Source organism: Streptomyces sp. LS-MS-L19, from assembly GCF_058382285.1.
Genome location: NZ_JBYCLL010000001.1, coordinates 4,203,514 through 4,223,135, shown reverse-complemented (window position 1 = coordinate 4,223,135; position 19,622 = coordinate 4,203,514). Strand labels below are relative to the sequence as shown.

General features: G+C 70.5%; 17 protein-coding genes. 11 read left to right on the top strand and 6 right to left on the bottom strand.

All coding sequences use genetic code 11. The annotated features are described in order from the left end of the window. Position 1: 1 nt before the first annotated feature. Positions 2 to 1,048 carry an energy-coupling factor ABC transporter permease gene (locus AC2XR2_RS18785; RefSeq protein WP_491515715.1) on the bottom strand — a complete coding sequence of 349 codons (1,047 nt, stop codon included), beginning with the start codon at positions 1,046 to 1,048 and terminating at the stop codon, positions 2 to 4. A gap of 168 nt (positions 1,049 to 1,216) precedes the next feature. Here AC2XR2_RS18785 and AC2XR2_RS18780 point away from each other — a divergent pair, with 168 nt between their 5' ends. Next, positions 1,217 to 1,564, top strand: a complete 348-nt coding sequence (locus AC2XR2_RS18780) for an SsgA family sporulation/cell division regulator (protein WP_491515714.1) — start codon at positions 1,217 to 1,219, stop codon at positions 1,562 to 1,564. 9 nt (positions 1,565 to 1,573) lie between these two features. Here the strand turns inward: AC2XR2_RS18780 and AC2XR2_RS18775 are convergent, their stop codons facing one another. The 3 genes from AC2XR2_RS18775 to AC2XR2_RS18765 form a co-directional block, all read right to left on the bottom strand. Further along, positions 1,574 to 3,244 carry a penicillin-binding transpeptidase domain-containing protein gene (locus tag AC2XR2_RS18775; RefSeq protein ID WP_449350858.1) on the bottom strand — a complete coding sequence of 557 codons (1,671 nt, stop codon included), beginning with the start codon at positions 3,242 to 3,244 and terminating at the stop codon, positions 1,574 to 1,576. A 96-nt stretch (positions 3,245 to 3,340) separates the two neighbouring features. Beyond that, positions 3,341 to 4,963: a penicillin-binding transpeptidase domain-containing protein gene (locus AC2XR2_RS18770; protein WP_449350857.1), complete on the bottom strand. Its 1,623-nt coding sequence runs from the start codon at positions 4,961 to 4,963 to the stop codon at positions 3,341 to 3,343. Between the two features lie 124 nt (positions 4,964 to 5,087). Continuing rightward, positions 5,088 to 6,827 (bottom strand): dolichyl-phosphate-mannose--protein mannosyltransferase, encoded by a 1,740-nt coding sequence (locus tag AC2XR2_RS18765; RefSeq protein WP_491515713.1) that lies wholly within the window; start codon positions 6,825 to 6,827, stop codon positions 5,088 to 5,090. A gap of 85 nt (positions 6,828 to 6,912) precedes the next feature. On the opposite strand from AC2XR2_RS18765, the gene rsmI reads away from it, so the two are divergent. From rsmI to AC2XR2_RS18725, 8 genes are all read left to right on the top strand, one after another. Further along, positions 6,913 to 7,761, top strand: coding sequence for a 16S rRNA (cytidine(1402)-2'-O)-methyltransferase (rsmI, locus tag AC2XR2_RS18760; protein WP_330266393.1), 849 nt, complete (start codon positions 6,913 to 6,915; stop codon positions 7,759 to 7,761). A gap of 246 nt (positions 7,762 to 8,007) precedes the next feature. Then, on the top strand, positions 8,008 to 8,403 hold the full coding sequence (locus AC2XR2_RS18755; protein WP_381300699.1) for a hypothetical protein: 396 nt from the start codon (positions 8,008 to 8,010) through the stop codon (positions 8,401 to 8,403). Positions 8,404 to 8,450: 47 nt separating this feature from the next. Beyond that, entirely contained in the window at positions 8,451 to 9,335 is an 885-nt protein-coding gene (locus tag AC2XR2_RS18750) for a TatD family hydrolase (RefSeq protein ID WP_491515712.1), read from the top strand. Positions 9,336 to 9,434: 99 nt separating this feature from the next. Further along, complete coding sequence (locus tag AC2XR2_RS18745) at positions 9,435 to 10,748, top strand: resuscitation-promoting factor (protein ID WP_491515711.1); 1,314 nt, start codon at positions 9,435 to 9,437, stop codon at positions 10,746 to 10,748. A 22-nt stretch (positions 10,749 to 10,770) separates the two neighbouring features. Next, the gene (gene rsmA / locus AC2XR2_RS18740; protein WP_491515710.1) at positions 10,771 to 11,676 is read left to right on the top strand and encodes a 16S rRNA (adenine(1518)-N(6)/adenine(1519)-N(6))-dimethyltransferase RsmA; all 906 of its coding nucleotides are present in this window, start codon (positions 10,771 to 10,773) and stop codon (positions 11,674 to 11,676) included. Continuing rightward, a complete protein-coding gene (locus AC2XR2_RS18735) occupies positions 11,673 to 12,572 on the top strand; it encodes a 4-(cytidine 5'-diphospho)-2-C-methyl-D-erythritol kinase (RefSeq protein ID WP_491515709.1) in 900 nt (299 codons plus the stop codon). The genes rsmA and AC2XR2_RS18735 overlap by 4 nt, the downstream gene beginning before the upstream one ends. Positions 12,573 to 12,621: 49 nt before the next feature. Continuing rightward, entirely contained in the window at positions 12,622 to 14,424 is a 1,803-nt protein-coding gene (locus tag AC2XR2_RS18730; protein WP_381300704.1) for an ABC-F family ATP-binding cassette domain-containing protein, read from the top strand. Between the two features lie 212 nt (positions 14,425 to 14,636). Beyond that, positions 14,637 to 15,311: a helix-turn-helix transcriptional regulator gene (locus AC2XR2_RS18725; RefSeq protein WP_123761285.1), complete on the top strand. Its 675-nt coding sequence runs from the start codon at positions 14,637 to 14,639 to the stop codon at positions 15,309 to 15,311. 144 nt (positions 15,312 to 15,455) lie between these two features. Here AC2XR2_RS18725 and AC2XR2_RS18720 read toward each other — a convergent pair whose 3' ends face one another. Continuing rightward, complete coding sequence (locus AC2XR2_RS18720) at positions 15,456 to 15,767, bottom strand: hypothetical protein (RefSeq protein ID WP_491515708.1); 312 nt, start codon at positions 15,765 to 15,767, stop codon at positions 15,456 to 15,458. A gap of 18 nt (positions 15,768 to 15,785) precedes the next feature. After that, positions 15,786 to 17,483, bottom strand: a complete 1,698-nt coding sequence (locus AC2XR2_RS18715; protein WP_381300705.1) for a sodium:solute symporter family protein — start codon at positions 17,481 to 17,483, stop codon at positions 15,786 to 15,788. 111 nt (positions 17,484 to 17,594) lie between these two features. On the opposite strand from AC2XR2_RS18715, the gene galT reads away from it, so the two are divergent. Then, positions 17,595 to 18,656, top strand: a complete 1,062-nt coding sequence (gene galT, locus AC2XR2_RS18710) for a galactose-1-phosphate uridylyltransferase (RefSeq protein WP_330266402.1) — start codon at positions 17,595 to 17,597, stop codon at positions 18,654 to 18,656. After that, positions 18,653 to 19,621 carry a UDP-glucose 4-epimerase GalE gene (gene galE, locus AC2XR2_RS18705; protein WP_449350851.1) on the top strand — a complete coding sequence of 323 codons (969 nt, stop codon included), beginning with the start codon at positions 18,653 to 18,655 and terminating at the stop codon, positions 19,619 to 19,621. The genes galT and galE overlap by 4 nt, the downstream gene beginning before the upstream one ends. The last annotated feature ends 1 nt before the right edge of the window (position 19,622 follow it).

The following is a 19,622-nucleotide window of genomic DNA, read 5'->3' as shown; positions in this document are numbered from 1 at the left end:
CTCAGACGCTGCTCGTGCTCGCCGGCGAGACGTCGGCCGTACGACGCCTGCGGACCGCCCAGAACACGCCGGTGCCCGCGACGACGGTCACGCCGACGCCGATCACGCCCGCCAGCCCCCCGGACAGGCGGGCGTTCTCGACGTCCTTCACGCCGTAGTCGGCGAGCGGCGAGTCCGCCGTGGCGTGCTCCTCGGTCTTGGCGTCGATGCCCTTGTCGGCGGCGACCTTCTCCAGCCCGTCGGGGTTCGCGGAGGCGTAGAAGCTCACGAACCCGGCGAGGACCAGGGAGGTGACCAGGCCCGCGATCCACACCTTGCGGTGGGAGCGGGCGGCGACCGGGGCCTTCTCGGCGTCCGGCACGTCGACCAGCTGTCCGCCGACCCGCAGGCGCAGCTTCTGCCGGAGGCCACGGGCGCCGTACACCAGGTCGGGGCGTACGGCGACGACGGCGCCGACGGTCAGGGCGGTGATGGCGGCCTCGCCGATGCCGATGAGGACGTGGACGCCGATCATGGCGGTCGCGACCTTGCCGATCGAGACGTCGGTGGTGCCGCCGACCGCGTAGATCAGGGTGAAGGCGACGGCCGCGGCGGGCACCGAGAGCACGGCGGCCACGAAGGAGGCCGCGGTGATCGAACTGCGCCTGCGCGGAAGCACCTTCACCAGCCCGCGGAAGACGGCGTACGCCACGACCGTCGTCACCACGGCCATGTCGGTGATGTTCACGCCGAGCGCGGTCAGCCCGCCGTCCGCGAAGAGGATGCCCTGCATGAGCAGGACCACGGAGACACAGAGCACCCCGGTGCAGGGGCCCACGAGGATCGCGGCGAGGGCTCCGCCGAGGAGGTGTCCGCTGGTTCCGGCGGCCACCGGGAAGTTCAGCATCTGTACGGCGAAGATGAACGCCGCGACCAGGCCGGCCAACGGCGCGGTGCGTTCGTCGAGTTCACGCCGGGCGCCGCGCAGGCTCACCGCGACGGCGGCCGCGGCGACCACGCCGGTCGCTGCCGAGATGGGGGCGTCTATGAATCCGTCAGGCACATGCACCGTTCGATGATAGTGGCTTGTTGCGAACCTTTTGCAAGAGAGCGGTGACGCGAACAGCAAGTCACGGGCTTTCGGTCCCGGGGGCGGAATCCGGGAAATGTGCGACGCTGGAGAGGGAATGGATGCACAGCTTCCGCACAGGTTACGCAGCGTGAGAGGTCCGTCACGATGTCTGTAGTCGAACAGTACGCGCGAGCCCACATCGTTTCGGACGCGGACATCGCGGAGGACGAGGCGGTCCCGGTCGTCCTGCGCTACGACCCGGAGACCGACCCGCGCTCGGTCCGGGTCGGCCTGCCGGGCACCGACGAGTGGACGTTCGCGCGGACGCTTCTGGAGCAGGGACTGAGGGCGCCCGTCGGCAGTGGTGAGGTCCGCGTGTGGCCGTGCGGGCGGGTCCAGGCCGTGGTCGAGTTCCACTCCCCGCACGGGGTGTCGGTGGTGCAGTTCGAGCAGAAGGCGCTGCTCAGGTTTCTGCGCCGCACCTACATGGCCGCGTCCCCGGTGCGCGGCTGACCCGCGGGATCAGCCGCCCAGCTTCAGCAGGGCCGCCACGATCGGGCCCGCGGTGTCGCCGCCGTGGCCGCCCGCCTGGGCCACGCCCGCGGCCGCGAGGTCGCCCCGGTAGGCGGTGAACCAGCCGTTGGGCTTCTTCTGCCCGTCGACCTCCGCCGAGCCGGTCTTCGCGCCGACGTTGCCGGTGACCCCGGACATCGCCTCGGCCGCCGTGCCGTAGGCCGCCGTGTACGACATCAGCTCACGCAGCTGCGCCAGCGTGCCCGACGACATCGTGCGGGAGGCGGTCGCCAGCGTGCGGTGGTCGACGCTCGGGGACACCAGGTAGGGCTGCCTGAAGGTGCCCGACTCGACGGTGGCCGAGACCGACGCCATGTTCAGCGGGTTCATCCGGACCCCGCCCTGACCGATGAGCGAGGCCGCCTTCTGGGCGGCGCTCTGCACCGGCACCGAGCCGTCGAAGGACGGGACGCCGATCGCCCAGTTGTTCATGGACAGACCGAAGACCTGCTGGGCCTGCTTGGTCAGGGAGTCGTTGTCCAGCTTGCCGGCCTGGCTGATGAAGGCGGTGTTGCAGGAGCGGGCGAAGCTCGCCTTGAAGGTGCCGCCCTTGATCTCGAACTTGTCGTCGTTCTGGAACTTCCAGCCGCCGTACGTGAAGTACTTCGGGCACGGGTGCGCCTTGTCCGGCGACGCGAGGCCCTTCTCGATCAGCAGCGAGGAGGTGACGACCTTCATCGTGGAGCCGGGGGCGAGGGAGCCCTGGAAGGCGGTGTTGAAGCCGTGGCCGGCGTTGGCCACCGCGAGGATCTCGCCGGTCGAGGGGCGCAGGACCACGACGGAGGAGCGGGCCTGCTTCTCCACCTGGGCCTCGGCCGCCGCCTGGAACGTGGGGCTCAGCGTCGTCTTCACGGTGCCCGGGGTGCCCTTGCTGAGCTCCACCAGGGTCTTGTCGGAGGACTTGGAGTCCTTCGCGCGGATCACTCGCAGCTCGATGCCCGCCTTGCCGCCGGCCTTCTTGCCGTACTTGTCGCGCAGCCCGTCCAACACCGGGCCAAGGGACGGGTACTTGGCCGTGGTGATCTCGCCGCCGTCCCGGTCGACCGCCTTGATCGGCGGGGTCCCGGACTCGCCGGTGACCAGGGTGTCCCCGTCCTGAAGGTCGGGGTGCACGAGAGCGGCGGTCCAGTCGACCTGGGGCTTGCCGGTGGTGGTGTTGCGCACGACGGTCAGGGAACTGCCGTACGCCAGCGGCTTGCTGAGGCCCTTGTACGACACCGTCGCCTTGACGGAGAAGGGCACCTTGGCGCCGGTCGGGGTGCCCGGGGTGAGGGTGGTGCCGGTGAGGTGGGCGTCCTTGGTCCAGCCGGTGAGCAGGGCGGTGGCGGCCTTGGTGTCGCTGGTCGCGGCGGCGGCCGTGGTCACCTTGCCCTGCTGCCAGGAGGTCAGGAAGGCGGTCGCGGTGGAGGTCACCTCGGCCGCCGACAGCGGGCCGGTCTTGACCTTGGGCTTGTGGTCGGCGGCCGCGGAGGTGTTCTGCGTCCGGTCGTCGGCCGCGGCTCCACTGCCGTACAGCGCGTAGACGCCGACGCCGGCGCCGCCGACGACCACGGCGATCATCGCGCCGACCACGGCGGGCTTGGTCTTCCGTCGCTCGGCGACGCGCCTTCTGTTACCCACGACTTACGCTTCCTCCGCGCTGTTCCAGGGTCCCCGTTGCCCTCATGCACCTCAACGACTGCAACAGAGTAGAGTCCCTGTCCCGCACGGGTGACGTCAGCCTGCTGCTCGTAGCACAGCTGCGACAATCGGGCCCGCCGCGTCGCCGCCGTGGCCGCCCTCCTCGGTCATGGCCGCCGCCGACACGTCGTTGCGGAAACCGGTGAACCAGCTGTTGGAGACCTGCTGTCCGTCGACCTCCGCGGAGCCGGTCTTCGCGCCGATGTCCCCGCGCAGCCCCGCCATCGCCTTGGCCGCCGTGCCCTGGGTCGCGGTCAGCCGCATCATCTGCCTGAGCTGGGAGGCGGTGTTGTACGGCAGCCCCTTGGCGGTGGCCAGTTCGCGGTCGTCGAGCTCGGGCGAGACCAGGTAGGGCTGGCGGAAGGTGCCGGTGATGGCGGTGGCCGTGATCGACGCCATGTTCAGCGGGTTCATCTGGACCTGGCCCTGGCCTATCGCGTTCGCCGCCCGGTCCGGGCCGCTGACCGCGGGGACCTTGCCGTCGAAGGAGACGATGCCGGTCTTCCAGTCCTTGCCGATCCCGAAGCGGTTCTGCGCCTCCAGCGTCAGCGACTCGTCGGTGAGCGGCTTCTCGTCGATGAGCTTGATGAAGGCGGTGTTGCAGGACCGCATGAAGCTGTTGGCGAGGGTGGCGCCCTCGTTGGGCTCCATGTTGGTCAGGTTCTTGAAGGTCTGCCCCTGCCACACGGCTTCGGGCGGGCAGGGCGCCGGGCCGTTCATCGAGGTCACGCCGTTGTCGATGAGCATGGCCGCGGTGACGATCTTCATGGTGGAACCGGGCGCCTTGGTGCCCTCGAAGGCCGCGTTGAAGGCGTCCGTGCGGTTGTTGGCGACGGCCAGCACCTCACCGGTGCTCGGCTTGACGGCCACGACCGAGGACTGCTTGTACAGCTTCACGGCCTTCTCGGCGGCGGCCTGCGCGGTCGCGCTGATCGTGGTCCGCAGCTTGCCCGCCTTGCCGTCGGCGAGGGTGAGCAGGGAGGTGTCCGGCGTCTGGTCCGGGTGCTTGATGACCAGCTCGATACCGGGGGTGCCGCCGGCCTCGCTGCCGTATCTCTCCCGCAGGGCGTCCAGGACCGGGCCGAGGGAGGGGTACTTCTCCTTGGTCAGCACCTTGCCGTTGCGGTCGACCGCCTCGATGGAGGGGTTCGCGGACTCGCCGGTGACGAGCCGGTCGTCCCGCTGGAGCTTCGGGTACACCAGGGAGGGCTGCCAGTCGACGAGCGCCTTGCCGGTGGTCACCCCGCGCACGACGGTCAGCTTGCTGCTGTACGCCAGCGGCTTCGACTTGCCGTCGTAGGACACGGTCGCCTTGACGCTGTACGGCACGGTGGCGCCGGTCGCCTTGCCGGGCGTGATCCTCACGTCGCCGATGTGGGCGTCCGCCTTGTAGTCCGTCAGCAGCACCTCGGCCGTCGTGCTGTTGTTGGTGAGCGCGGCGGCGCTCGCCGCGTCGCCCTTCTCCCAGGCGGCGAAGAAGTCCTGGGAGGTCTCCTTGATCTCGTCGGCGGTGGGCGGCCCGCTGCGCTTGGCGTCCCCGACCCCACCGCTGCCGTCGTCGCTCATCGCCGTCACGAAGTTGTACGCCCCGTATCCGGCCCCGCCGACCATCACGGCGAACACCGTGCTGACGACAGCGACCTTCACCCCCTTGGCCATGGTCTGGCCCCCTCCCGATACCCCGTTGTTGTGGGCACTCTAAGCGGGAGGTGTGACAGGTGGGGTAAAGGTTTTCCGAATCCGCCGGGCCGGGTGCTCAATCATGTATGTGAACAGGGGCTCGCTAGACCCACGTGTCCAGCCACATCCGCGATCGCCAGTCGTCGATCGGGATGCTTGTGCCGGTGTACAGCGGCCAGAAGTAGATGAAGTTCCAGGTGATCAGGAGGACCAGGACGCCTGCCGCTGTCGCGCCTGCCACGCGGCGGGTGTCGCTCGTGCGGGGTGGGCCGATGAGGGCGCCGACGAGCATGGCCACGGCCAGACAGAGGAAGGGCAGGAAGACGATCGTGTAGAAGAAGAAGATCGTGCGGTCCTGGTAGTGGAACCAGGGCAGGTAACCCGCCGCGATGCCGCAGGCGATGGCACCGGCACGCCAGTCGCGGCGGAAGAACCAGCGCCACAGCACGTACAGGATCGCGAAGCAGGCCGCCCACCACAGCAGGGGCGTGCCGATCGCCAGGACCTCCCGCGCACACTTCTCGCCCGCGTCCGCCGGGCAGCCGTCGGTGCCGGGCGAGGGCGACTCGTAGAAGAAGGAGATCGGGCGGCCGTCGACGATCCAGCTCCACGGGTTGGACATGTACGTGTGCGGCGAGTGCAGCCCGACGTTGAACTTGTAGACCTCGTGCTCGTAGTGGACCAGGCTGCGCCACCAGTCGGGCAGGAAGGTCCAGTTGCCGCCCTTGCCGTCGGTCGCCGCCCAGTTGCGGTAGTAGCCGCCGGTGCCGTCCGCCGGGGAGAGGATCCAGCCGATCCACGAGGTGAGGTAGGTGACGGCCGCGACCGGCACCGTCGCGAGGAGCGCGATGCCGAGGTCGTACTTGAAGACCGCCTCGTACGGGTGCCGCGCCCCCGCGACCCGGCGCGAGCCCACGTCCCACAGCACGGTCATGACGCCGAAGGCGGCCAGGAAGAACAGGCCGTTCCACTTGGTGCCGATGGCCAGGCCCAGGAGCAGGCCCGCCAGCCAGCGGTAGGGGCGCCAGCCCAGGCGCAGGGTGTCACCGACGTGCGCGTCGGGGCGCACGAGGCCGTAGGAGTCCACCGGCAGCGCGGCGGCGAGTTTCTCCCGGGCCCGGTCGCGGTCGACGACCAGGCACGCGAACGCGGCCACCACGAAGAACATCAGCACACCGTCGAGCAGCGCGGTCCGCGCCATCACGAAGGCCAGCCCGTCCACCGCCATCAGCGCGCCCGCCAGACAGCCCAGGAACGTGGAGCGGAAGATCCGGCGGCCCACCCGGCACACGATCAGCACCGACAGCGTGCCGAGCACCGCCGTCATGAACCGCCAGCCGAACGGGTTGAACCCGAACATCAGCTCGCCCAGCCCGATGACGTACTTGCCCACCGGCGGGTGCACGACGTAGGCGGCGTCCGTCGGCAGCGGGACGTGGCCGTGCGAGGACAGGATCTGGCTGTCGACGTTCTTGTCCCAGCTCAGCTCGAAGCCGCGGTGGACGATCGCCCACGCGTCCTTGGCGTAGTACGTCTCGTCGAATATCACCTTCTTCGGGCTGCCCAGGTTCCAGAACCGCATGATCCCCGCCACCAGCGTCACCAGCAGCGGTCCGAGCCAGCCCGACCAGCGCGCGATCCGGTCCGCGAGCACCCCGGGGACACCCAGCACCTGCCACATCCGCGGACTGGGTGTCGCATAGGGCGGTACCAGGCGCTCCCGCACATCGCTTCTGGTGGGCGCGGAGTAGCCGAAACGGCGCAGCCTCTGCTGCCACGACGGCCGCCGGTCCTGGGGGGCCTGGTCCTGCCGGGTGTCCGTGGAGGACGCGGTACTGGTCACCGCGCCATCGTAGGGAACCGTGCTGTGTGAGTCCCGTGCATGGGCGGATGCGTCCGGTTCGGGGCGCGGCTGGGAGGATGGGGAGGTGACTGGAACCCTTGTCCTGGCAGGCACCCCCATCGGCGACATCGCGGACGCCCCGCCCCGGCTGGCGGAGGAACTGACCGGGGCCGACGTGATCGCGGCCGAGGACACCCGCCGGCTGCGGCGGCTGACCCAGGGGCTCGGCGTGACGCCCAAGGGCCGGATCGTGTCCTACTTCGAGGGCAACGAGGCCGCCCGCACCCCCGAACTGGTCGAGGAACTCCTCGGCGGCGCGCGCGTGCTGCTCGTCACGGACGCCGGGATGCCCTCGGTGTCCGACCCCGGGTACCGGCTGGTCGCCGCGGCCGTGGAGCGGGACGTCAAGGTCACCGCCGTACCGGGACCGTCCGCGGTGCTCACCGCGCTCGCGCTGTCCGGGCTGCCGGTGGACCGGTTCTGTTTCGAGGGGTTCCTGCCGCGCAAGAGCGGGGAGCGGCTGTCCCGGCTCAGGGAGGTCGCCGAGGAGCGGCGGACCCTCGTCTACTTCGAGGCCCCGCACCGGCTCGACGACACCCTCGCCGCGATGGCCGAGGTGTTCGGGGCCGAGCGGCGGGCCGCGGTGTGCCGGGAGCTGACCAAGACGTACGAGGAGGTCAAGCGGGGGGCGCTGGGGGCGCTCGCCGAGTGGGCCGCGGACGGGGTCAGGGGCGAGATCACCGTCGTCGTCGAGGGGGCGCCCGCGAAGGGGACCGAGGAGGTCGACGACGCGGAGCTGGTGCGGCGGGTGCGGGTCCGGGAGGAGGCGGGGGAGCGGCGCAAGGAGGCGATCGCCGCGGTGGCCGCCGAGGCCGGGATCCCGAAACGGGTTGTTTTCGATGCGGTTGTCGCGGCGAAGAACGCACCTGCCTGATGTGCCGCATGAGGTGGGTCACACCCCCTCTGAGCAGGGCGCATGACGTCTGAGCGTGCGCCCCATGTGCTCGCAAAGCGGTGTCTCGGAATGCAAAGGTCCGCACGGCGTGGCGGGTCCGTTTGGCAAGGAAAGTCCAAATCGGCTCCAACACTCGACAGGCCTGTCGCCATGGCGCCCCCGGAGGCGTCCACTGGGGTGAGGGACGTACCCGTCCTTCGAACCAGCGGACACACAGGAGCTGGCATGAGCGAGATCGCAGGGCACCCCGGTGCCACGGCAGTCGTCAACGAGTCCTACTCCTTCGCCTGCATGCGCTGCGGGCACGGGTGGGAGCAGTCGTACGAGATAGAGCACCACATCGACGGCGACGGCCGGGAGTTCGTGCAGTACACGGCGGACGGACGGGTCGTGCCCTCGCCGCTCTCCAGGCCCACGTGCGAGAACTGCGACCACCACGTCGTGCGGATCATGCGGCCCGGCCGGGTCGCCGCCACCCGCGACGCGGCGCACCGGCAGCACACCACGCCCCCCGCCGGGCCCGTGGAGGTGCCGACGGCCGCCGACGGCACGCCCCAGCCGGGCGAGCACCACTGGCACCTGTCCGACCTGCTGCACGTCTTCCAGCGCAAGGCGAGCTGAACCGGACTCCCGACGGGCGAGGCGTGCCCCTTTCGTAGGATCGGGGCATGCCTTCGAACAGCCCCCGCGAGAAGAACGCGGCACCGCCGCTCCCGGAGCCCCTGCGGGTGCCGGTCGCCGACTCCCACACCCACCTGGACATGCAGGACGGGACCGTGGAGGAGGGGCTCGCGAAAGCCGCGTCGGTCGGGGTGACCACGGTCGTCCAGGTCGGCTGCGACATCCGCGGCTCGCGGTGGGCCGCCGAGACCGCGGCCCGGTACGACGCCGTCCACGCGACCGTCGCCCTGCACCCCAACGAGGCCCCGCGCATCGTCCACGGCGACCCGGACGGCTGGTCCCGGCAGGGCGCGCGCACCCCCGGCGGCACCGGGGCGCTCGACGAGGCGCTCGCGGAGATCGACCGCCTGGCCGCGCTCCCGCAGGTCAAGGGCGTCGGCGAGACCGGCCTGGACTACTTCCGCACCGGGCCCGAGGGCAAGGAGGCGCAGGAGAGCTCCTTCCGCGCCCACATCGAGATCGCCAAGCGGCACGGCAAGGCGCTCGTCATCCACGACCGGGACGCCCACGAGGACGTGCTGCGGGTGCTGAAGGAGGAGGGCGCCCCCGAGCGGACCGTCTTCCACTGCTACTCCGGCGACGCGGAGATGGCCGAAGTGTGCGCCCGCGAGGGCTACTTCATGTCCTTCGCCGGCAACGTCACCTTCAAGAACGCCCAGAACCTGCGGGACGCGGTCGCGGTGGCCCCTCCGGAGCTCCTGCTCGTGGAGACCGACGCGCCCTTCCTCACGCCGGCGCCGTACCGCGGACGGCCCAACGCCCCCTATCTCGTTCCGGTCACGGTGCGCGCGATGGCCGCCGTGCGCGGCGTCGACGAGGACGCCTTGGCCACGGCACTCGCCGCCAACACCGCACGCGCCTTCGGGTACTGACCGGTCGAACGTGACTGCGGGTAGTCGCGTCGCTTTGGAGAGTGACGGTGGCTCCGCTAGGTTCTGGGGGCCCGATCCGGACCCCTGGAGCGTGTCGTCGTGAGCAACTCGCAGTACGAGACGTACGAGGCGTACGAGGCCTACGCCCCCACCGAGCCGTACACCGCGGACACGCTCCCGTACGGGGTGTACGGGACGCCGGTCCCGCCGTACGAGGACACCTACCGACCCGCCTACGAGACGTCCGAGCCGACGCTGCCGCTCCAGTCGACGGGACGCCGGGCCGCGCGCCGGCGCAGGGCGCGGTACGCCGAGCGCTCCGACAGCACCGTGCGCAGACTGCTCCCGCAGGCGCTGGTCGTCGCCTTCCTCGCCGGCGGCACCACCGCCTTCGTCGCCGAGGACAAGGCGATCGAGCTGACCGTCGACGGCAAGCCCCGCACCCTGCACACCTTCGCGGACGACGTGACCGAACTGCTCGCCGAGGAGGGCGTCGCGGTGGGCGCGCACGACGTCGTCGCGCCCGCCCCCGGCGAAGAGCTCACCAGCGGGGACGAGGTCGCGGTCCGGTACGGCCGTCCCCTGCGGCTCACCCTCGACGGACACCGGCGTGAGGTGTGGACGACGGCGCAGACCGTCGAAGGGGCGCTCGAACAGCTCGGGGTACGGGCCGAGGGCGCGTACCTGTCCACCTCGCGCTCCCGGCGGATCGGCCGGGAGGGCCTCGCCCTCGACGTGCGCACCGAGCGCTCGGTGACCGTCATGGCGGACGGCCGGGCCCGCACGATCCGGACCAACGCGGCGACCGTGGCCGAGGCCGTGGAGCAGGCCGGGGTCACGCTGAGCGGGATGGACACCACCTCCGTGGCCTCGGGGAGCTTCCCGCGCGAAGGCCAGACCATCACGGTGCTGCGGATCACCGGGACGAAGGAGGTCCGCGAGGAGCGGATCCCGTTCCGCGAGCAACGGACCGCGGACTCCTCCCTGTTCAAGGGCACGGAGGTCATCGAACAGGCGGGGCAGCCGGGGGTACGACGGGTCACGTACTCCCTGCGCACCGTCAACGGCGTCAGGCAGAAGCCGCGCCGGATCCGGGTCGAGACGGTACGCGAGCCCCGGGACCAGGTGGTCCGGGTGGGCACCCGGCCGATGCCCACCTCCGTCCAGGGCGCGGACCACCTGAACTGGCAGGGCCTGGCCCACTGCGAGTCCGGCGGCCGCCCCGACGCGGTGGACCCCTCGGGGACGTACGGCGGCCTCTACCAGTTCGACACGAGAACCTGGCAGGGCCTCGGCGGCTCGGGCCGCCCCCAGGACGCCCCCGCGGCGGAACAGACGTTCAGAGCGAAGAAGCTGTACGTACGGCGGGGGGCGAGCCCCTGGCCGCACTGCGGGACGCGTCTGCACGGCTGAAGCCCACGGTTAGGCTGTCCACGTGAGCAGCCCCTCCTCAGACTCCCTCCTCGGACCCGCCGACGTCCGCGAACTCGCCGCAGCGCTCGGCGTACGCCCCACGAAGCAGCGCGGCCAGAACTTCGTGATCGACGCGAACACGGTCCGGAAGATCGTCCGAACCGCCGACGTCCGGGACGACGACGTGGTCGTGGAGGTGGGCCCCGGCCTCGGATCGCTCACCCTCGCCCTCCTCGAAACCGCGGACCGCGTCACCGCCGTGGAGATCGACGACGTACTCGCCTCCGCGCTGCCGGCGACGATCGCCGCCCGGATGCCCGCCCGCGCGGACCGTTTCGCCCTGGTCCACTCGGACGCCATGGACGTCACCGACCTCCCCGGCCCCGCGCCGACGGCACTCGTCGCCAACCTCCCGTACAACGTCGCCGTACCCGTGCTGCTGCACATGCTCGACACCTTCCCGAGCATCGAGCGCACCCTCGTCATGGTCCAGGCCGAGGTCGCCGACCGGCTCGCCGCGGCGCCCGGTTCGAAGGTGTACGGCGTCCCGTCCGTGAAGGCCAACTGGTACGCCGAGGTCAAGCGGGCCGGGGCGATCGGCCGCACCGTGTTCTGGCCCGCGCCGAACGTCGACAGCGGACTCGTCGCGCTCACCCGCAGGACCGAGCCCGTCAAGACCACCGCGTCGAAGCGCGAGGTGTTCGCCGTGGTCGACGCGGCCTTCGCGCAGCGCCGCAAGACCCTGCGGGCCGCGCTCGCCGGGTGGGCGGGTTCGGCGGCGGCCGCCGAGACGGCCCTCGTGGCGGCCGGGGTCTCGCCCCAGGCCCGCGGAGAGGCGCTCACCGTCGAGGAGTTCGCGCGCATCGCAGAGGCCGCGTCATCTCGGGGGGCGACCCCCGAACCCCCGAAGGAGCCGGTCCAGCAGTGAGCGTCACCGTCCGCGTCCCCGCCAAGGTCAACGTCCAGCTCGCGGTGGGCGCAGCCCGCCCCGACGGCTTCCACGACCTCGCCAACGTCTTCCTCGCGGTCGGCCTGCACGACGAGGTGACCGTGACGCCCGCCGAGGAGCTCCGCGTCACCTGCGAGGGCCCGGACGCCGCCCAGGTCCCCCTGGACCGCACGAATCTCGCGGCGCGCGCGGCGATCGCCCTCGCGGAACGCCACGGTCTGGATCCCGCCGTGCACGTCCACATCGCCAAGGACATCCCCGTCGCCGGCGGTATGGCGGGCGGCAGCGCGGACGGCGCGGGCGCGCTGCTGGCCTGCGACGCGCTGTGGGGGACCGGCTCCTCCCGTGCGGAACTGCTCGACATCTGTGCCGAGTTGGGCAGCGATGTGCCGTTCAGCCTGGTGGGCGGGGCCGCGCTCGGGACGGGACGCGGGGAGAAGCTGCGCCAGCTCGACGTCGGCGGCACCTTCTCGTGGGTGTTCGCGATGGCGGAGCGCGGGCTGTCGACCCCGGCCGTGTTCCGGGAGTTCGACCGGCTCACCGAGGGCCTCGACGTCCCCGCGCCCGTCGCCTCCGAGCAGCTGCTCGAGGCGCTCGCCGAGGGCGACCCGGACCTGCTCGCCGCCGCCGTCTCCAACGACCTCCAGCCCGCCGCGCTCTCGCTCTTCCCGGCACTCGCGGACACCCTCGCGGCCGGCAGCGCCGCGGGCGCCCTCGCCGGGCTCGTCTCGGGGTCCGGCCCGACCACGGCCTTCCTCGCCCGCGACGCCGGGTCCGCAGCGGGGATCGCGGACGCGCTCCGGGCTTCGGGCACCTGCCGGACGGTGCGTACGGCCTCCGGGCCGGTGCCGGGTGCGACGGTGCTGGGGGCGTAGCGGTCGGACTACCCTGGAGGGTCGATCGATCCCCCTGGGCAGGAGAGAAATGGCCGTCAATCTGGTCAATGTCGAGAACGTCAGCAAGGTGTACGGCACCCGTGCCCTGCTGGACGGTGTCTCGCTCGGCGTCTCCGAGGGCGATCGCATCGGCGTCGTGGGCCGCAACGGCGACGGCAAGACCACCCTGATCCGCATGCTCGCCAAGCTGGAGGACGCCGACACCGGGCGCGTCACGCACTCCGGCGGACTGCGCCTGGGCGTCCTCACCCAGCACGACTCCCTGGACCCGACGGCGACCGTCCGGCACGAGGTCATCCGGGACATGGCCGACCACGAGTGGGCGGGCAACGCCAAGATCCGGGACGTCCTGACGGGCCTCTTCGGCGGGCTCGACCTGCCCGGCTTCCCGCAGGGCCTCGACACCGTCATCGCGCCGCTCTCCGGTGGCGAGCGCCGCCGTATCGCGCTGGCCAAGCTGCTCATCGAGGAACAGGACCTGATCGTCCTCGACGAGCCCACCAACCACCTCGACGTCGAGGGCATCGCCTGGCTGGCCAAGCACCTGCGCGAGCGCCGCTCGGCCCTCGTCTGCGTCACCCACGACCGGTGGTTCCTCGACCAGGTCTGCACCCGCATGTGGGACGTGCAGAAGGGCGACGTCTACGAGTACGAGGGCGGGTACTCCGACTACGTCTTCGCGCGGGCCGAGCGGGAGCGGATCGCCGCCACCGAGGAGACCAAGCGGCAGAACCTCGTCCGCAAGGAGCTGGCGTGGCTGCGGCGCGGCGCCCCCGCCCGTACGTCGAAGCCGCGCTTCCGGGTCGAGGCCGCCAACGAGCTCATCAAGGACGTACCGCCGCCGCGGGACACCAGCGAGCTGATGAAGTTCGCGTCCTCGCGGCTGGGCAAGACGGTCTTCGAGCTGGAGGACGTGACCGTCCAGGCCGGTCCGAAGGTGCTGCTCAAGCATGTGACCTGGCAGCTGGGCCCGGGTGACCGGATCGGTCTCGTCGGGGTCAACGGCGCCGGCAAGACCTCGCTGCTGCGGGCCATGGCCGAGGCCGCGCGCACCGAGGGCGAGACACAGCCCGCGGGCGGGCGGGTCGTGGTCGGCAGGACCGTCAAGCTCGCCTACCTCTCCCAGGAGGTCGCCGAGCTGAACCCCGCGCTGCGGGTGCTGGAGGCCGTCCAGCAGGTGCGGGAGCGCGTCGACCTCGGCAAGGGGCGCGAGATGACCGCCGGGCAGCTGTGCGAGACGTTCGGCTTCAACAAGGAGAAGCAGTGGACGCCGGTCGGGGACCTGTCCGGTGGTGAGCGGCGGCGGCTCCAACTGCTGCGCCTGCTGATGGACGAGCCCAATGTCCTCTTCCTCGACGAGCCGACGAACGACCTGGACATCGAGACGCTGACCCAGCTGGAGGACGTCCTCGACGGCTGGCCCGGCTCGATGGTCGTCATCTCCCACGACCGGTTCTTCGTCGAGCGGACGACCGACCGGGTCTTCGCGCTGCTCGGTGACGCGACCCTGCGGATGCTGCCGCGCGGCATCGACGAGTACCTGGAGCGGCGGCAGCGGATGGAGGAGGCGGCGGCGGCCTCCTCGCCCGTGGCGGCCAAGCCCGTCGCCGAGAAGAGCGCCGCCGACCAGCGGGCCGCGAAGAAGGAACTCCAGAAGATCGAGCGGCAGTTGGACAGGATCTCCGAGAAGGAGACCAAGCTGCACGCGTCCATCGCCGAGCACGCCACGGACTTCGCGAAGGTCGCCGGCCTCGATGCCGAGCTGCGGGATCTCGCCGGGGAGCGGGAGGAACTGGAGCTGCGGTGGCTGGAGCTGGCCGAGGACGCGTGAGGTCTTTCAAGCGCGAATGAGGCGAAACACAGAAATTCCATCGATCCGGGGCACTTCTCACCAGTAGGGGAAGCGCAACGTCGAACAAGCGTGTAGCTTCCGGGGGCATGAAGGGCGGGGGAGCCGGGAGGGGACCCCTGTCCGGGGGGATCAGTGGGCATCCATAGTGGGGCATTCACACGGATCCATTGGGGGGACTGGGGGGTTGCTCGATGGGAGTTCGGCTCATGGTGGTCGACGACCACCGATTGCTCGCCGAGGCGCTGGCCTCGGCACTGAAACTGCGCGGGCACCGGGTGCTCGCGGCGGCGGCGCCTGCCGCGGGGGCGGCGGAGCTGGTGATCAGCCGGGCGCCCGAGGTGTGCCTGCTGGGGACGGCCACGCCGGCCGAGCCGGGGATGTTCGACCCGGTCGTGAAGATCAAGCGGGAGCGGCCGCAGGTGGCGGTGCTGGTCCTGGGGCCGGTGCCGAGCCCTCGCGGGATCGCGGCGGCCTTCGCGGCGGGGGCGTCGGGCTATGTACGGCACGACGAGCGCATCGAGGGCGTGGAGCGGGCGATCATGAAGGCGCGGGCGGGGGAGGCGGCGGTGGCGCCGCAGCTGCTCCAGGGCGCGTTCAGTGAGCTGCTGAACCCCGCGGCCCAGCCGGACGACGAGGGGCAGCGGTTGCTCCAGATGCTGACGCCTCGGGAGGTGGAGGTGCTGGTGCGGGTGGCCGACGGGGAGGACACGCGGCTGATCGCGGCGGGGATGGGGATAGCACCGTCGACTGCCCGGACGCATGTGCAGCGGGTGCTGATGAAACTGGGCGTGGGCTCCCGTTTGGAGGCGGCGGCGCTGGCGGCGCGGACGGGGTTGCTGGACCGGGCGGGGCCTGTGGGGCGGTGAGCTCGCTGTCCGCGGGTCCGGTGGGGACGGGCGCTGACGGTCAGGTCGTGACGCAGGTCAACTGCACCCACCCAGGGGCGCGGGGAACTGCGCGACAAGCCACAACGCACCCGCACCCGCCCCACAACCGAACCCGGCACCCCCTCAGGCGTCCTCGTCCTCCGACACCCGCACAGGCGCCGCAGGCCTCAGTTTCAGCCATACCAGGAAGAAGATGCCCAGGAGCAGCATCCCCAGGCCGGTCCAGAGGTTGATGTTGATGCCCTCTGACTTGTCGAGGGAGGAGTCGGACGGGTTGATGCCGGCGATCGTGACGATGACGCCGTAGAGGACGAAGAGGCCGCCGATGATGCGGCGCAGGTCGAAGATGCGGGCCGCCGTCGCGGACTTGGCCTGGAGGTCGGTGACCTCCCGCTGGACGTCGTGTTCGGAATAGCCGTGGTGTTCAGCGGACATGGTGCGAATCCTCCGCGATCAGAACGAGAACGGGATGTAGCAGGCGGCGGCCAGCACGACCGCACCCCAGCCCAGCAGCGCCGGCCTGCGGTACCAGGCGTCGTCCCCCACGGCCGGCGGCTCGGACATGCCGGGGGACGTCGTGCCGTAGACCAGGCCCTGGAGTTCCTCCTCGGGCTTCGGGGACGTGAAGAGGGACACCGCGACCATGACCACCCCACCCGCCACGAAGCCGACGATCGCCGAGACGAAGTTGGCGCCCTGGTCGGAGGGGATGTCGATGATGCCCTGCTTGTAGATCCAGAAGTAGTTCACCATCGCCGCGACCGTGCCGGCGAGCAGGCCCCAGAAGCCGGACCTCGCCGACGCGCGCTTCCAGAACATGCCGACGATGAAGACCACGAACATCGGCACGTTGAAGAAGGAGAACAGCGTCTGGAGGTAGCTCATGATGTTTGAGAAGGACGAGGCCAGGAAGGCCGTGCCCACGGAGGCGCAGACGCCGATCACCGTGATCAGGCGGCCGAAGCGGACGTAGTACTCGTCCTCCCGGCCCCGCTGCACGTACCGCGCCCAGATGTCGTTCGTGAACACCGTGTTGAAGGACGAGACGTTCGCCGCCATGCCGGCCATGAAGGCGGCCAGGAGGCCGGTGACCGCGATGCCGAGGACGCCGTTCGGCAGGAGCTGTTCCATCAGGTACGGGATGGCGTCGTTGTACTGGTAGCCCGAGTCGGCCGTGCCGAAGCCGGGGATCAGGGCCGCCGCCACCAGGCCCGGGATCATCACCAGGAACACGATGAAGATCTTCGGGTACGCGGCGATCAGCGGGGTGCGCTGGGCCGCCGAGAGGTTCTTCGCCGACAGCGCCCGCTGGACCTCCGCGAAGTTCGTCGTCCAGTAGCCGAAGCTCAGGACGAAGCCCAGCCCCAGCACGATCGTGAGCCAGTTCGCGCCCAGCGGGTTCGAGCTGCCGATGCCCGTGCCGCCCCACGCCGTGGTGAAGTTCGCGCCGTGCTCCGCCGTCAGCTTGTCGGTCAGGCCGCCCCAGCCGCCCACCTTCTTCAGGCCGAGGACGACCAGGGGGATCAGGGCCGCCAGGATCACGAAGAACTGGAGGACCTCGTTGTAGATGGCGGAGGACAGGCCGCCCAGGGTGATGTAGGCGAGGACGAAGGCGCCCGCGACCACGATGGCCACCCACTGCGGCCACCCCAGCAGGGCCTCCACCACGATCGCCAACGCGTAGAGGTTGACGCCCGCGATGAGGATGGCCGCGAAGGCGAACAGCGCCGAGCTGAGCAGGTGGGCCCACTTGTCGAAGCGCAGGAGCAGCATCTCGGGGACCGAGCGCACTTTGCTGCCGTAGTAGAAGGGCATCATCACCAGGCCGAGGAAGACCATGGCCGGGATGGCGCCGATCCAGTACCAGTGGACCGTGTAGGCGCCGTACTGCGCGCTGTTGGCGGCCATGCCGAGGATCTCGGTCGCGGCCAGGTTGGCCGAGATGAAGGCGAGACCCGTGATCCAGGCCGGCAGGGAGCGGCCGGAGAGGAAGAAGTCGAGGCTCGTCCTGACCGAGCGGCGGGCCGCGAAGCCGATCCCGAGGACGACGACGAAGTAGATGCCGAGGATCGTGTAGTCGAGCCAGTTGGTGGGGAGTCTCAGCTCGGCCGCGAGATATGCGGTGTGTGCGCCGTTTGTGGGGGTTTGCATAGTCAGCAATTGAACACCTCGACTGATGCGCTTTGTTTGATTCCGATGTTGACGTTGGTGGGCGGTTATGGTTACTTGTGTTTAGTTATGTTTGGGTGAAGGAGTTCAGCGGTGAAGAAGACCTCGACCCGGCTGGCCGACGGTCGCGAGCTCATCTACTACGACCTGCGCGACGACACCGTCCGCGACGCCGTGGACCGGCGTCCGCTGGAGCGGACTGTCACCACGTCCGAGGTTCGTCGGGATCCGCTGCTCGGCGACTCCGTGGCCATCGCCTCGCACCGACAGGGGCGCACCTACCACCCGCCCAAGGACGAGTGCCCGCTGTGCCCCTCGCAGGGGGACCGGCTGAGCGAGATCCCGGACTCGTCGTACGACGCCGTGGTCTTCGAGAACCGTTTCCCCTCGCTGGCCGGCGACTCGGGCCGCTGTGAGGTCGTGTGCTTCACCTCGGACCACAACGCCTCCTTCGCGGATCTGAGCGAGGAACAGGCGCGGCTGGTTCTCGACGCCTGGACCGACCGGACCTCGGAGCTGTCCCATCTCCCTTCCGTCGAGCAGGTCTTCTGTTTCGAGAACCGGGGTGCCGAGATCGGTGTGACCCTGGGTCACCCCCATGGCCAGATCTACGCCTACCCCTTCACCACGCCTCGCACCGCACTGATGTTGCGCTCGCTCGCGGCGCACAAGGAGGCGACCGGCGGGGAGAACCTCTTCGACGCCGTCCTGGAGCGGGAACTCGCCGAGGAGCGGGTCGTCCTGGAGGGGGAGCACTGGGTCGCCTTCGTGCCCTACGCCGCCCACTGGCCGTACGAGGTGCACCTGTACCCGAAGCGCCGGGTGCCGGACCTGCTGGGGCTGGACGAGGAGGCCCGCACAGAGTTCCCCAAGGTGTATCTGGAACTCTTGAGGCGCTTCGACCGGATCTTCGGGGAAGGGGAGCCTCCCACGCCGTACATCGCCGCCTGGCACCAGGCGCCGTTCGGTGCGCTGGAGGACTTCGAGGGCGTGAGCCGCGACGACTTCGCGCTCCATCTCGAGCTTTTCACCATTCGCCGTACGTCCGGCAAGCTGAAGTTCCTCGCGGGCTCCGAGTCGGGCATGAACGTGTTCATCAACGACATCCGGCCGGAGGCCGCGGCACAGCGACTGCGAGAGGTAGCGAGTTCATGAAGTACCTGGTGACAGGTGGCGCGGGCTATGTCGGCGGGGTCGTGGCCCAGCACCTCATCGAGGCGGGGCACGAGGTCGTCGTCCTCGACAACCTCTCCACCGGCTTCCGCGAGGGCGTCCCGGCCGGCGCGGCCTTCATCGAGGGCGACATCCGCGACGCCGCCAAGTGGCTCGACGCCTCCTTCGACGGCGTGCTCCACTTCGCCGCGTTCTCGCAGGTCGGCGAGTCGGTCGTGAAGCCCGAGAAGTACTGGGACAACAACGTCGGCGGCACCATGGCCCTGCTCGGCGCCATGCGCGAGGCGGGTGTCCGCCGACTCGTCTTCTCTTCCACGGCCGCCACGTACGGGGAGCCCGAGGAGGTGCCGATCGTCGAGTCGGCGCCGACCAAGCCCACCAACCCGTACGGCGCCTCCAAGCTCGCCGTCGACTTCATGATCACCAGCGAGGCGAACGCCCACGGCCTCGGTGCCGTGTCCCTGCGCTACTTCAACGTCGCCGGTGCCTACGGCAAGCAGGGCGAGCGCCACGACCCCGAGTCGCACCTCATCCCGCTGATCCTCCAGGTCGCCCAGGGCAAGCGGGAGGCGATCTCCGTCTTCGGCGAGGACTACCCGACCCCGGACGGCACCTGCGTGCGCGACTACATCCACGTCGCCGACCTGGCCGACGCCCACCTCCTCGCGCTCGACGCCGCCCGGCCGGGCGAGCACCTCATCTGCAACCTCGGCAACGGCGAGGGCTTCTCCGTCCGCCAGGTCATCGAGACGGTCCGCCAGGTCACCGGCCACCCGATCCCCGAGGTCGTGGCCCCGCGCCGGGGCGGCGACCCGGCCACCCTGGTCGCCTCCGCCGCCACCGCCCGCGAGAAGCTGGGCTGGAACCCGACCCGCGCGGATCTCGCGGGCATCGTCGCGGACGCCTGGGAGTTCGCGCAGTCCATCAGCGCAGCAAGGGAGCAGTGAC